Source organism: Streptomyces sp. x-19 (genome assembly GCF_046549115.1).
Classification (GTDB): Bacteria; Actinomycetota; Actinomycetes; order Streptomycetales; family Streptomycetaceae; genus Streptomyces; species Streptomyces albulus_C.
Genome location: NZ_JAJPWK010000001.1, coordinates 798247 through 811582, shown reverse-complemented (window position 1 = coordinate 811582; position 13336 = coordinate 798247). Strand labels below are relative to the sequence as shown.

General features: G+C 73.6%; 16 protein-coding genes. 3 read left to right on the top strand and 13 right to left on the bottom strand.

Translation table 11 applies throughout. The features are described 5' to 3' along the window. Positions 1-2: 2 nt before the first annotated feature. Positions 3-734, bottom strand: a complete 732-nt coding sequence (locus ACLJT4_RS03795; protein WP_016573733.1) for a VIT1/CCC1 transporter family protein — start codon at positions 732-734, stop codon at positions 3-5. A 373-nt stretch (positions 735-1107) separates the two neighbouring features. Between ACLJT4_RS03795 and ACLJT4_RS03790 the strand changes: the two genes are divergently transcribed. After that, positions 1108-2394 (top strand): ADP-ribosylglycohydrolase family protein, encoded by a 1287-nt coding sequence (locus ACLJT4_RS03790; RefSeq protein ID WP_411120960.1) that lies wholly within the window; start codon positions 1108-1110, stop codon positions 2392-2394. A gap of 120 nt (positions 2395-2514) precedes the next feature. Here ACLJT4_RS03790 and lgt read toward each other — a convergent pair whose 3' ends face one another. The 11 genes from lgt to hisI all read right to left on the bottom strand — a co-directional run bounded on the left by lgt (position 2515) and on the right by hisI (position 11478). Next, positions 2515-3531 carry a prolipoprotein diacylglyceryl transferase gene (gene lgt, locus ACLJT4_RS03785; RefSeq protein WP_411120959.1) on the bottom strand — a complete coding sequence of 339 codons (1017 nt, stop codon included), beginning with the start codon at positions 3529-3531 and terminating at the stop codon, positions 2515-2517. Positions 3532-3636: 105 nt separating this feature from the next. Further along, positions 3637-4449 (bottom strand): DsbA family protein, encoded by an 813-nt coding sequence (locus ACLJT4_RS03780; RefSeq protein ID WP_411120958.1) that lies wholly within the window; start codon positions 4447-4449, stop codon positions 3637-3639. Between the two features lie 78 nt (positions 4450-4527). Next, positions 4528-5388 (bottom strand): tryptophan synthase subunit alpha, encoded by an 861-nt coding sequence (trpA, locus tag ACLJT4_RS03775; protein WP_411120957.1) that lies wholly within the window; start codon positions 5386-5388, stop codon positions 4528-4530. Further along, positions 5388-6659: a tryptophan synthase subunit beta gene (gene trpB / locus ACLJT4_RS03770; protein ID WP_016573043.1), complete on the bottom strand. Its 1272-nt coding sequence runs from the start codon at positions 6657-6659 to the stop codon at positions 5388-5390. Before trpB ends, trpA begins: the two co-directional genes overlap by 1 nt. Positions 6660-6765: 106 nt before the next feature. Continuing rightward, entirely contained in the window at positions 6766-6936 is a 171-nt protein-coding gene (trpM, locus tag ACLJT4_RS03765; protein ID WP_016573044.1) for a tryptophan biosynthesis modulator TrpM, read from the bottom strand. A gap of 29 nt (positions 6937-6965) precedes the next feature. Beyond that, a complete protein-coding gene (gene trpC / locus ACLJT4_RS03760; RefSeq protein WP_331248881.1) occupies positions 6966-7775 on the bottom strand; it encodes an indole-3-glycerol phosphate synthase TrpC in 810 nt (269 codons plus the stop codon). A gap of 178 nt (positions 7776-7953) precedes the next feature. After that, on the bottom strand, positions 7954-8400 hold the full coding sequence (locus tag ACLJT4_RS03755) for a DUF2752 domain-containing protein (protein ID WP_411120956.1): 447 nt from the start codon (positions 8398-8400) through the stop codon (positions 7954-7956). A gap of 112 nt (positions 8401-8512) precedes the next feature. Further along, on the bottom strand, positions 8513-8755 hold the full coding sequence (locus tag ACLJT4_RS03750; protein WP_037632767.1) for an HGxxPAAW family protein: 243 nt from the start codon (positions 8753-8755) through the stop codon (positions 8513-8515). An 86-nt stretch (positions 8756-8841) separates the two neighbouring features. Then, a complete protein-coding gene (locus tag ACLJT4_RS03745; protein WP_411120955.1) occupies positions 8842-9495 on the bottom strand; it encodes a TIGR02234 family membrane protein in 654 nt (217 codons plus the stop codon). Positions 9496-9550: 55 nt separating this feature from the next. Next, positions 9551-11086 (bottom strand): anthranilate synthase component I, encoded by a 1536-nt coding sequence (locus ACLJT4_RS03740; protein WP_411120954.1) that lies wholly within the window; start codon positions 11084-11086, stop codon positions 9551-9553. A gap of 11 nt (positions 11087-11097) precedes the next feature. Beyond that, positions 11098-11478, bottom strand: a complete 381-nt coding sequence (hisI, locus tag ACLJT4_RS03735) for a phosphoribosyl-AMP cyclohydrolase (protein WP_233658147.1) — start codon at positions 11476-11478, stop codon at positions 11098-11100. Between the two features lie 32 nt (positions 11479-11510). Between hisI and ACLJT4_RS03730 the strand changes: the two genes are divergently transcribed. Continuing rightward, positions 11511-11681, top strand: coding sequence for a hypothetical protein (locus tag ACLJT4_RS03730; protein ID WP_275465091.1), 171 nt, complete (start codon positions 11511-11513; stop codon positions 11679-11681). Between the two features lie 65 nt (positions 11682-11746). After that, positions 11747-12379 carry a TIGR03085 family metal-binding protein gene (locus ACLJT4_RS03725; protein WP_411120953.1) on the top strand — a complete coding sequence of 211 codons (633 nt, stop codon included), beginning with the start codon at positions 11747-11749 and terminating at the stop codon, positions 12377-12379. A gap of 39 nt (positions 12380-12418) precedes the next feature. Here the strand turns inward: ACLJT4_RS03725 and ACLJT4_RS03720 are convergent, their stop codons facing one another. After that, a complete protein-coding gene (locus ACLJT4_RS03720) occupies positions 12419-13318 on the bottom strand; it encodes a LysR family transcriptional regulator (protein WP_233658144.1) in 900 nt (299 codons plus the stop codon). Positions 13319-13336: the final 18 nt, after the last annotated feature.

Sequence of the window (13336 nt, the reverse complement as noted above, 5' to 3'; positions counted from 1 at the left end):
CGTCAACCCACCACCGTTCCGAACAGCGCGCCAAGGGCGTACGTCACGCCCGCCGCGGCACCACCCAGGGCCAACTGCCGCAGCCCGCTGAACAACCAGGAACGCGCCGTCACCCGCGCCACCACGGCACCGCAGCCGAAGAGCCCGAACAGCGCCAGGAGCACCGCCGGCCAGAGCGCACTGGCACCCAGCAGATAAGGAAGAAGAGGCAAAAGGGCACCCAAGGCAAACGATCCGAAGGAAGAAACGGCCGCAATTGCCGGAGAAGGAAGGTCGGACGGATCGATGCCCAATTCCTCGCGGGCGTGGATCTCCAGCGCCTGCTCGGGGTCGCGGGAAAGCTGCTCGGCGACCTTCCCGGCGAGCTCCGGCTCGACCCCGCGGGACACGTAGAGCGCCGCCAGCTCCTCCTGCTCGTCCTTCGGGTACTTGCGCAACTGGGCCCGCTCGGCGTCCAGCTCCGCGACCACCAGTTCACGCTGCGAAGCCACCGAGGTGTACTCCCCCGCCGCCATCGAGAACGCGCCGGCCGCCAGCCCCGCCAGCCCGGTGATCACGATCGTCTGCTGCGACACCGCACCACCGGCCACGCCCGTCATGAGGGCGAGGTTGGACACCAGGCCGTCCATCGCACCGAACACGGCGGGTCGCAGCCAGCCACCGTTGACGTCGCGGTGCGTGTGGTTGTCGCGGTGCGCCACGTGGGTCGGCGCGGCGGCGTCCATGATCTCCATGACCGACATGTCTGGACCTGCTCCCTGCTCTGCGAGGTGTGGGCCGCTGACGGCACTTCCCCCTCCAACACCTCGAAGCTATGCGCGAATTGCCTTCCTCCGCTAGCAAGGAAGGCCGAACTTACCGCGCTGACCTGCGGCTTTACCGAGAAGTCGAGCTTGTGATCCCGATCACGAGCACTTTTCGCGGCCCGCGGCCCGCCATGCCGGCCGGTCGACCGGGTGACCCTGCCGGCCCGCGCAGCACAGTCGGCCCACCGCGGGGGACGGATACCGCGCCGGGACGACCGCGCGCGGGCCCCGCCGACCGCCACCCGCCCCGGCCGCCACCCGCCCCGGCGGCCACTGCCCCCAGCGAAAGGACGCCCCGCAGATGACGGACGCCACCACCGCCACCACGACGCCGCCGGACCCGGAACCGGCCGCCCTCGCAGGGCCCCTGACGCCCCGCGCCGCCAACCCGGAGCCCGGACCGACCGGTGCGCCGCCCGAGATCGCCCCGTTGGAGGACCGGGCGAGCGGCGCGCTCGTCGGGGCCGCGGTCGGCGACGCCCTCGGCGGTCCGGTCGAGGGCCTGACACCGGAACAGATCGTGGCCCGGCACGGCGGCCGGATCGAGGGCATCGTCGGTCCGTTCCACGCCGACTGGCGCACCGCCAGACCGCTCACGCCGTACCACAAGGGCGACGGCCACGTCACCGACGACACCCTGATGACCCACGCACTGGTCCGCGTCTACGAGACGGTCCGCGACCACCTCGACGCCTACGACGTCGCCGACCACCTCGTCCCCGACCTGATCGGCACCCCGCGCTGGATCCCCGAACTGGAGGCCGAGGCGCTGCCGTTGCAGCGGATCTTCCTCGCCGAGAAGTGGATCGTGGCGCGGCTGCACTACGGGCACGCCGATCCGCGCGAGGCCGGCGTCGGAAACATCGTCAACTCCGGTGCCGCGATGTACATGACGCCGGTCGGCGTCGTCAACGCCGGCAATCCCGACCGGGCTTACGCCGAGGCCCTGGACATCTCCGCCGCCCACCAGGCTTCTTACGGGCGCGAGGCGGCCGGGGTGTTCGCCGCCGCGGTGGCCGCCGCGTTCCTCCCCGACGCCACCCCGGCCTCGGTGGCCGGGCACGCGCTGCGGCTGGCGAAGGACGGCACCCGGGCCGCGATCGAGGCGGTCTGCGACGTCGCCGCGCCGCACACCGACTACGAGTCCGCGCTGGTGCCGCTGCGGGCCGCGGTCGCGCCGTTCGACACCGTGGGCCCGGACCACCGCCAGCCGTCGCTGGGCGCCCGCCGGCCCTCCCGACTGCACGCCGTCGAGGAACTGCCCATCGCCCTGGGCATGCTGCTGGTCACCGACGGCGACTACCGGGCCAGCGTCCTCGGCGCGGTCAACTACGGACGCGACAGCGCCGCCACCGCCACGATGGCCGGCGCCCTGGCCGGCGCCCTGAACGGTGCCGCGGCGGTGCCCGCCGACTGGCAGTGCGAGGTCGCCCGGGCCAGCCGGCTCGACCTGCACGCCCCCGCCACCGCCCTCGCCGCCGTCACCCGCGAGGTGTTCGCCCGCGACCGCGCCCGCCGCCTCCGCCACGAGCAGGCGTTCGGCGCCATCGCGGCACGGGTCACGGTGACCGAGGCCAGCGGGCGGTGACGGTCCGGGCGGCGGGGCGCTCCGCCGCCCGGACCACGGCACGAACGCCGGAGCGCCGGGCGGTCCCGCGGTGAACGGGTCCGCCCGGCGCTCCGGTCGGAAGGGGAATCGACGGTCGCGTCAGGTCTTCGCGCCGCCCTGGCTCCCGGCGGCCTCGGCCGGATCCGGCTTCACCTCGGCCGCACCCTCGGCGACCTCGGCGTCCCTGGTGAGCTTGCCGTCCTTGGCGTCCTTGGTGAGCTTCACCTCGGCCGCTCCGTCGGCGGCCTCGGCGTGCGCGGTGCCCGCGGCGTCGTCCCGGGCGCCCTCGGCGAGCTGCCACTCCGGCTCCACGATCTCCTCGCGCCCCGGGGCCTTCTTGGCGGAGACGATCATGTAGACGACCGCCAGGACGAAGACGACCAGCGAGGTCCAGTCGTTCAGCCGCAGGCCGAGGATGTGGTGTGCCTCGTCGACGCGCATGTACTCGATCCAGGCGCGGCCGACGCAGTAGGCGGCGACGTAGAGCGCGAAGACCCGGCCGTGGCCGAGGCGGAAGCGCTTGTCCGCCCAGATCACCAGCGCCGCGACGCCCAGGCACCACAGACACTCGTAGAGGAAGGTCGGGTGGTAGGTGCCGCCGATGCGGCCGATGACCGGATCAGGGTCGATCTTGAGCGCCCACGGCAGGTCGGTCGGCTTCCCGTAGAGCTCCTGGTTGAACCAGTTGCCCCAGCGGCCGATCGCCTGTCCGATCGCCAGGCCGGGGGCCAGCGCATCGGCGTAGGCGGGCATCGGGATGCCGCGGCGACGGCAGCCGATCCAGGCGCCGAGGGCACCCAGCGCGACCGCGCCCCAGATGCCGAGGCCGCCCTGCCACACCTTGAAGGCGTCGAGCGGATGACCGTTCTCGCCGAAGTACGGCTCGTACGTCGTGATGACGTGGTAGAGGCGCCCGCCGACCAGGCCGAAGGGCACCGCCCACACGGCGATGTCGGCGACGGTGCCGGAGCGGCCGCCGCGCTGCACCCAGCGGCGGTTGCCGAGCCAGACGCCGACGAACACGCCGATGATGATGCAGAACGCGTAGCCGCGCAGCGGGATCGGGCCGAGATGGACGACACCGGTCGGCGGGCTGGGAATGAATGCGAGGTCCATGGCAGGACCGACGCTACCGCGCCGGGCGGGGTTGACGACAACCCGCCCGGCAACGGCTGCGTAACGACCCCGCCGGGGTGGCGGGCCGTACCGCCGCCCGGCGGATCAGCCCCGGACCGGCGCCTTCTTGCCCTTGTTGGCCGCCAGCACCAGTTTCTTCAGCTCGGCGGGGGTGACCTGGCCGCCCTGGACCTGCGCGAGGTCCTTGCCGTTGAGGATGACGGTCGGCGTGCCGCGGAACCCGCCCTGGGCGAACGCCTCGTTCGACTTGTGCACGAAGCCGTCGTAGCGGCCGGTGCGGACACAGGTGGTGAACGCGTCCGACACCAGGCCGTCGACCTTCCCGGCCAGCTGGATCAGGTACTTCTTGTCGCTGAAGCGGTCCTGCTGCTCCGGCGGCTGGTGGGAGTAGAGGACGTCGTGGTACTCGCGGAACTTCCCGGCGTCCTGGGCGCACAGCGCGGCGTTGGCGGCGTTCAGCGAACCGGTGCCGCCGGCGTTGCCGTCGATCAGGGTGGCGAGGTGGTACTCGGTCTTGAGCTGGCCGGAGTCCTGGAGTTCGTGGATCACCGGGCGGAAGCCGGTCTCGAACTGCTGGCAGGCCGGGCAGCGGAAGTCCTCCCAGACCACGAGGGTGGAGGGGGCGCCGGCCGTGCCCACCGGGACCGCCGGCTTGTCACCGTCGCTGGCCTTCTTGGGGAGGGCGAAGGCGGTGTCGCCGGTGCTGCCGGATCCGCCGCCGGAGGACACCCAGACGGCGACCCCGCCGGCCACCGCGAGCGCCGCCACCACCGCGCCGCCGACGACCGCCTGGCGGATCCGCCGGGCGCGCGTCTTGTCCTTGGTGCGCTGTGCCTGCAGCCGCTCGCGGGCGCTGCTCGTTCGGTCACGGTCCTGGCCGTCATGGTTCTGGTTCACGCCCGTGGACAACGAGGCGGAGGGGCGCGGTCGCACCCCTCCGCTCCGAAGTTCGCCCCATCGGGCGATCCGCCCGGGTCAGTCGCGGGCCGCGCCGTCGCGTCGCACGCCCTCGCCCAACTGGCCGGCGAGGCCGCGCACCGCGGCGAGTCCGGCGTCAAGGTCGTCGTCCGCGGCCAGCAGGCACTTGACGAACGCCGAGCCGACGATCACACCGTCGGCGAACCGGGCCACCTCGCGGGCCTGCTCGGCGTTGGAGACCCCGAGCCCGACGCAGACCGGGAGCCCGCGGCGGGCGCCGGCGGTGGCGCGGGTGCGGGCCACCAGGTCCTCGGCCTCCCGGCCGACGGATTCGCGGGTGCCGGTGACGCCCATCAGGGAGGCGGCGTAGACGAAGCCGCTGCCGGCCTCGGTGATCTTGGCCAGTCGCTCGTCCCGGCTGCTCGGCGCGACCACGAAGACGGTGGCCAGGCCGTGCTGCTCGGCGGCCTTGCGCCAGCCCTCGGACTCCTCGACCGGGAGGTCCGGCAGGATGCAGCCGGCGCCGCCCGCCTCCGCGAGGTCGGCGGCGAACCGCTCGACGCCGTAGCGGTCGACCGGGTTCCAGTAGGTCATGCAGAGCACCGGCGCCCCGGTGGCGGCGTGCACCTCGCGGACCGTGCGGATCACGTCGACGATCTTGACGCCGCCGCGCAGTGCGATGTCGTCGGCGGTCTGGATCACCGGCCCGTCCAGCACCGGGTCGCTGTGCGGCAGCCCGACCTCGACGACGTCGCAGCCGCCGTCGAGCATCTCGACCATCGCGCGGATGCCGCCGTCGACGGTGGGGAAACCGGCCGGCAGGTAGCCGACCAGCGCCGCCCGGTCCTCCGCCTTGGCCTGCGCCAGCACGGACGCCAGGAGCTCGATGTTGCCCGCGTTGCCCGCGTTGCCTGCCATCAGTGGTCCCCCTCGCCGGTCCGGGACGCCTCGTCCGCGGTGTCGTACAGCCCGAAGTAGCGGGCGGCGGTGTCCATGTCCTTGTCGCCGCGGCCCGAGAGGTTCACCAGCAGCAGGCCGTCGGGGCCCAGCTCCCGGCCGATCTCCAGGGCGCCGGCCAGCGCGTGCGCGCTCTCGATGGCCGGGATGATGCCCTCGGTCTGCGACAGCAGCCGCAGCGCCTGCATCGCCGCGTCGTCGGTCACCGCGCGGTACTCGGCGCGGCCCACGTCCTTGAGGTAGGCGTGCTCGGGGCCGATGCCCGGGTAGTCCAGGCCGGCCGAGATCGAGTACGGCTCGGTGATCTGGCCGTCCTCGTCCTGGAGGACGTAGGAGCGGGAGCCGTGCAGGATGCCGGGGGTGCCCTCGGTGAGGGTGGCGGCGTGCTCACCCGTCTCGATGCCGTGGCCACCGGGCTCGCAGCCGATCAGGCGGACGTCGGCGTCGGGCAGGAAGGCGTGGAAGAGGCCGATGGCGTTGGAGCCGCCGCCGACGCAGGCGACGGCGGCGTCCGGCAGCCGGCCGGCGCGCTCGATGATCTGGCGGCGGGCCTCGACGCCGATGACCCGGTGGAAGTCGCGGACCAGGGCCGGGAAGGGGTGCGGGCCGGCGACCGTGCCGAAGAGGTAGTGGGTGCGGTCGACGTTGGCGACCCAATCGCGGAACGCCTCGTTGATGGCGTCCTTGAGGGTGCGGCTGCCGGACTTCACGGCGATGACCTCGGCGCCGAGCATCCGCATCCGGGCGACGTTGAGCGCCTGGCGCTTGGTGTCGACCTCGCCCATGTAGATGGTGCATTCGAGGCCGAAGAGGGCGCAGGCGGTGGCGGTGGCGACGCCGTGCTGGCCGGCGCCGGTCTCGGCGATGACCCGGGTCTTGCCCATGCGCTTGGTCAGCAGCGCCTGGCCCAACACGTTGTTGATCTTATGTGAGCCGGTGTGGTTGAGGTCCTCGCGCTTGAGGAACACCCGCGCCCCGCCGGCGTGTTCGGCGAACCGCGACACCTCGGTGAGCGCGCTGGGCCGCCCGGTGTAGTTGACCATCAGGTCGTCGAGCTCGGCGGCGAACGACGGGTCCGCCTTGGCCTTCTCGTACTCGGCGGCGACCTCGTCCACCGCGGCGACCAGCGCCTCGGGGATGAACTTGCCGCCGAACGCGCCGAAGTAGCCCTCGGCGCTGGGCACTTGGCCTTCCGGGTCGGGAAGGAAGAAACGGGAACTTTCGGAGGACATCTGAGCACTCCTCAACCGGGGCGCACTGCCCCGGAGGTCCGGTGAAAGGGGATGACGTGACGACTGCTGCGCGCAGTGGTGCGCCGCCGTTACGGGGACGGGCGCGTCAGCGCGCGGTCCCCGGGCGCCATCGCATCCCGTTGATCTGACCCGGTTCGGAGCCGATGTGGTACCGGACCCGGCGCCCGCGGACCCGCCGGGCGGGGGCCCGGCAGCCGCGGTGCCACGAGGGCAGCGCGGAGCGGCTGGCCTCGGGGCGGCGGGGTACGGCGGTCATCTCGGAGTGTCCTGCCTTCGGCGACCGGGTCAGTCCCGGCCGTGCCGGATCGCCGGGTGGGAGCCTGCCGCGACCAGGTCGGCGACCGCGGTCCTGGGGTCCTTGCCGGTCACCAGCGACTCGCCCACCAGGACGGCGTCGGCACCGTCGTTGGCGTACGCGATCAGGTCGTGCGGGCCGCGCACGCCGGACTCGGCGACCTTGACGATGTGGTCCGGGATCTCCGGGGCGACCCGAGTGAAGGTGCCCCGGTCGACCTCCAGGGTCTTAAGGTTGCGGGCGTTGACCCCGATGATCCGGGCGCCGGCGTCGACCGCGCGGGCGACCTCGTCCTCGTCGTGCGCCTCGACCAGCGGCGTCAGCCCGATCGACTCGGCCCGCTCGATCAGCGACACCAGCGCCTCCTGCTCCAGCGCGGCGACGATCAGCAGCGCGAGGTCGGCGCCGTAGGCCCGGGCCTCCCACAGCTGGTAGGCGGTGACGATGAAGTCCTTGCGCAGGACCGGGATGTCGACCTTGGCGCGGACGGCCTCCAGGTCGGCCAGCGAGCCGCCGAACCGGCGCTGCTCGGTGAGCACGGAGATGACCGCGGCACCGCCCGCCTCGTAGTCGGCGGCCAGGCCCGCGGGGTCGGCGATCGCGGCCAGCGCGCCCTTGGAGGGGCTGGAGCGCTTGACCTCGCAGATCACCCGGACGCCCTCGCCCTTCAGGGCGGCGACACCGTCCTTCGCGGGGCGCGCCTTGCGGGCCCGCTCCTTGAGCTCGTCGAGGCTGACGCGCGCCTGCCGCTCGGCGAGGTCGGCGCGGACTCCTTCGATGATCTCATCGAGCACGCTCACGCGAGCGGCCTCCTTCTTGAACGGTGGAGGTGGACAGTGACCTGTGGGACCGGACGACTGTCCCAACCGGTCCTCTGATGGTATCCGCCTGCGGGAGCAGGTTCCGCATCCGGTGGACCGTGGTCCCACACCCTGGACACCTCCGGGACGCGGGGAGGGGCGTCCACGGCGGGGCGGGTCACGGGCGCAGCCCGGCGCCGAGGGGGAGGTTGCGGACGACCGTGAAGGCCAGCAGCAGCGTGCCGAGCGCCCACCAGTGGACCGGTCGGGGACGCGGGCCGGCGGTGGGCAGGCCGCGGGCCGCCCGGGCCAGCCAGACCAGCCAGAAGAGCGCGAACGCGGCGTAACCGGCGACCGCCGGGGCGTTGGCGCCGAGTGCCGTGACGAGGTCGCCGTGCGCGACGGCGTGGGCGCTGCGCAGCCCGCCGCAGGCCGGGCAGAGCAGGCCGGTGAGGTGCAGCAGCGGGCAGACCGGGTAGTGGCCCGGTTCGTTCGGGTCGACGGCGCCCACCCAGGCGAAGGCGGCGGTCACGGCCGCGAGGGTGCCGACCGGTGCCGCGAGGCGGCGCAGCGCACGGGCGGGCCGGGAGCCGTCCGGCCCGAGCGGTACCACGGGATCGCTCACGGTGCCGATGCTGCTACCGGAAGCGGAAAGGCGCAGCTTCTCGGCCGCCGTACGGGGCGCGGGCCGTACGGGGCGCGGGAAGCGGCGCCTTCGGGTTGCTGCCGGGCGGGGCTCAGCCCTCCTGCGGCTGGACCTTGGCCGGGGCGACCTTGGCGGAGCGCTTCGGCTCCTTGCCCATGCCGGCGGCGCGCATCAGGCCACCCACGACGGCACCGGCGGCGATCAGCACCATGCCCGCCCAGAAGCCGGCCACGTTGGCCATCACGATGAAGACACCGGCCACACAGAAGCCGATGAACGCGATGATGACGCCGGTCCAGGCGGCGGGGGTGTGTCCGTGGCCACTGCTCGACATGGGGTGCTCCTCTTTGCTGAAGTCGCGCCGGGGTCCGGGCGCGGAACCGTCGTCGTCCATTGTCACCGATGCCGGACGGAACCCTTTTACCGGGTGGGGTCCTCGCCGCGGTCCAGGGACTTCCAGATCTCCTCGGGGCGCTCCAGGTCCGGCGCCGCCGGGGCGCGCCGGGGACCGCGGGCGCCGCCCGGGGTGCGCTCGTAACGGCCCGACATCGCGGGCCAGGAGCGGCCGTACACCAGGGCCAGCACCCCCGCGAGGAGCAGCAGCACGCCACCGGCGGCGGCCACCCAGGGCCAGACGGTGTGCGTGACGTGATGCACATCGGCGCCGGCCAGGCCGACCGCGTCGGCGGCCTTCTCGCGCAGCGCCGAGGTGTCGCCGTAGCCGAGCGCGGCGGCGGCGGTGACGCCCAGGCCGCTGAGCGCCAGCAGTGCGGCGACCACGATCCGGCCGACCCGGCGGACCGCGAAGACGGCGACCAGGGCGGCCAGGCCGACCACCGCCAGCGCGCCGGGCACCCCGGTCACGTCGGCGCCGGTCACGGTGCGCGGCAGTTCGCCCTGGGCGAGCACCGCGGTGCCCCGGGCCCAGGTGCGGCCGGCGGCCAGCAGCGCCAGGCTGGCGCCGGCCGCGCCGAGCAGCAGGGCCGGGGCGAGGGAACGTTTGGCGCTGCGCGCGGGCCGGGCCGGGGACGGCGACGGCTCGGTGTCGGCAAGGGGCTGGGGTGCGGCACTCACGCGTACCACTATCGCCCACCGGCCCCGGTGTGCCGGTGGGCGGGGGTGCGTCGGGTCATTTCCCCAGGTGGTTGGCGGTGTGGACGGCGCGCAGGACGGCCGCGGCCTTGTTGCGGCACTCGGTGTCCTCGGCGACCGGGTCGGAGTCGGCGACGATTCCGGCGCCGGCCTGGACGTAGGCGGTGCCGTCGCGCAGCAGGGCGGTGCGGATGGCGATGGCGGTGTCGGAGTCGCCGGCGAAGTCCAGGTAGCCCACGCAGCCGCCGTAGATCCCGCGCCGGGTCGGTTCCAGCTCGTCGATGATCTGCAGGGCGCGCGGCTTGGGGGCGCCGGAGAGGGTGCCGGCGGGGAAGCAGGCGGTGAGCACGTCGAAGGCGGTGCGGCCGGCGGCGACCGTGCCGGTGACCGTGGAGACGATGTGCATGACGTGGCTGTAGCGCTCGACGGACATGAAGTCGACCACCTCGACGCTGCCGGGCTCGCAGACCCGGCCCAGGTCGTTGCGGCCCAGGTCGACCAGCATCAGGTGCTCGGCGCGCTCCTTGGGGTCGGCCATCAACTCGTCGGCGAGCGCCTGGTCCTCCTGGACGGTCGCGCCGCGCGGGCGGGTGCCGGCGATGGGGTGCACCATGGCCCGGCCGTCCTCGACCTTGACCAGCGCCTCGGGGCTGGAGCCGACCACGTCGAAGGCGCGGCCGTCGTCGCCCTCGAAGCGGAAGAGGTACATGTACGGGCTGGGGTTGGTGGCCCGCAGCACGCGGTAGACGTCCAACGCGCTGGCCGTGCAGGGGGTTTCGAACCGCTGCGAGGGCACCACCTGGAACGCCTCGCCGGCGCGGATGCGCTCCTTGACGTCCTCGACGGCGGCCATGAACGCCTCGCCGCCCCACTTGCCGGTGTAGGTGGGCACGGAGGTCGGCGGGAGCGCGGCGGCGCTCGCGGGCGCGGGGCGGGACAGGTCGTCGGCCATGGCGTCCAGACGGGCCACCGCGTCCGCGTACGCCTCGTCGATGCCGGTTTCCAGGTCGTTGTGGTTGATCGCGTTGGCGATCAGCAGGACCGTGCCGCTCCAGTGGTCCAGGACCGCGAGGTCGGAGGTGAGCAGCATGGTGAGCTCGGGCAGGCCGAGGTCGTCGGTGGCGTGGTCGCCGACCTTCTCCAGGCGGCGCACGATGTCGTAGCCGAGGTAGCCGACCATGCCGCCGGTGAAGGGCGGCAGGCCCTCGTCCTCGATGAGGTCGCGGGGAGTGTGCAGGGTCTCGACGGTGGCGCGCAGCGCGTCGAGCGGGTCGCCGCCGGTGGGGACGCCGACGGGCGGGGTGCCGAGCCAGTGCGCCTGCCCGTCGCGGGTGGTGAGCGTCGCGGCGCTGCGGACGCCGATGAACGAGTACCGCGACCACGTGCGGCCGTTCTCGGCGGATTCGAGGAGGAAGGTGCCGGGGCGCTCGGCGGCGAGCTTGCGGTAGAGGCCGACCGGGGTGTCGCCGTCCGCCAGGAGGCGCCGGGTGACGGGGATGACCCGTCGGTCCTTGGCGAGCGTGCGGAAGGTGTCGAGGTCCGGTGCGGCGGTGCCGGTGGTTCCCGTGGTCATGGCAGCGGAGCCTACTGGTCGGCGGTGGGTGCGTCGGCCAGCACGTCGGCGTCGAAGCAGGTGCGGGCGCCGGTGTGGCAGGCCGCCCCGACCTGGTCGACCTTGACCAGCACGGTGTCGGCGTCGCAGTCGAGGGCGACGGACTTCACGTACTGGACGTGCCCGGAGGTGTCGCCCTTGACCCAGTATTCCCGGCGGCTGCGGGACCAGTACGTGCAGCGGCCGGTGGTGAGGGTGCGGTGCAGCGCCTCGTCGTCCATCCAGCCGAGCATGAGCACTTCCCCGGTGTCGTACTGCTGGGCGATGGCCGGGAAGAGGCCGTCGGCGTCGCGCTTGAGGCGGGCGGCGACGGCGGGGTCCAGGGCGGGGGCGGTGGCGCGACTGCTGGTCATGGGTCCATTGTGCCGTGCGGCATCCTGCTGGAATGGACCAGCAGCCCCCGGACGCACGCGCCGGCTCCACCGCCGCGCCCCCCGCTGCACCGCCGCCGGATCCGGACCGGACGGCGAAGGTCGCGGTGCGGGTGTTGGCGGCGGTGTTCGTGGCGTCGCTGGTGGCGGCCGTGGTGGTGGCGGTGGTCGTGCTGCACTGGTGACGGCGGCGCGGGGCCGGGGCGGGTGCGCCGTGGCAGGGGACGCGCAGCGGTCGTAGGCTGGCGGTATGTCGACCCATGCGAAGCGTGAACGGCTCCTTCTGGCCGACTTGTTGGAGAGCGCGGGCCCGGAGGCGCCGACGCTCTGCGACGACTGGACGACGCGGGATCTGGCCGCGCACCTGGTGGTTCGCGAGCGACGCACGGACGCGTCCGCGGGCATCGTGCTGAAGCCGCTGGCGGGGCGGCTGGAGCGGGTGCAGGCGGAGTTCGCCGCGAAGCCGTACGAGGAGCTGATCGGCCTGATCAGGACGGGTCCGCCGAAGATGTCGCCGTTCGCACTGAAGCAGATCGACGAGGCGTCGAACACCGTCGAGTTCTACGTGCACGCCGAGGACGTGCGGCGGGCCCAGCCGGACTGGACACCGCGCGAGCTGGACCCGGTCTTCGCGGACGCGCTGTGGGCGCGGCTGGAGCGAGCGGCCCGGGTACTGGGCCGGAAGGCGCCGGTCGGCGTGGTGCTGCGGCGGCCGGACGGGCAGACCGCGGTGGCGCACCGGGGCGCTCCGGTGGTGACGGTGACCGGTGAGCCGGGCGAACTGACGATGTTCGCCTTCGGCCGGCTGGACGCGGCGAAGGTGGAGCTGGACGGCGAGCCGGAAGCGGTGGCGAAGCTGAGGTCGGCGAAGCTGGGGGTCTGACGGGCGCGGGCCGGGGCCTTCCCCGGCGGGCGCCGCCGCTCAGGGCGCGTCGTCGGCCAGGTGCGCGCGCAGGATGCGGTCCAGTTCGCGGGCGGCGCGCGGCGGTGAGACGTCGCCGCGGTGGGCCACGGAGATCACGCGGTGCATGCCGGGGGTGGCGAACGGTGTGATGCGCAGGCCGGAGCGTTCGGCGACCATGCTGGGGACGACGGCGATGCCGAGCCCGGCCCGGACGAAGCCGAGGACCGCGTCCATCTCGCCGCCCTCGACGGTGAAGGTGGGTTCGAAGCCGGCCGCGCGGCACGCGGCCGTGGTGAATTCCCGCAGGTCGTAGCCGCGGCGGAACATCGCGAGCGGGCGGCCGCGGAGGTCCTCGACGCGGATCCGGGTGCGACGGCCGGTCACCGGTGCCGGGCGGCCGGGGGCGGAGACCACCACCAGTTCCTCGCGCAGCAGCTCCGCGGTGGCCAGGGCCGGGGCCTGGCCGGGCAGCGGCGTGATGATCAGCGCCAGGTCCAGGTCGCCGTCGGCCAGGGCCCGGACCAGGTCCTGGGAGCCGTCCTCGCTGACGATCAGGTCGACGCCCGGGTAGGCGGCGTGGAAGGCGCTGAGCACATCGGGGACGAGGCTGGCGCAGAGGCTGGGCGGGGCGCCGAGGCGGAGCCGGCCGCGGCGCAGTTGGGCGACCTCCTGGACCTCGCGGCGGGCGGTCTCGGTGTCGGCGAGGATCCGGCGGGCGAGCGGCAGCAGGGTTTCGCCGGCGTCGGTGAGGGTGATGTGGCCGCGGGCGCGATGGAAGAGCTCGGCCCCCAACTCCCTTTCCAGGGACCGGATCTGCTGGGAGAGCGAGGGTTGGGCGACGTGTTCGCGTTCGGCGGCGCGGGTGAAGTGGCGGGTGTCGGCCACGGCCGTGAAGTAGCGGAGCTGTTGTAGCTGCATAAGGGGAATATAAGGCAA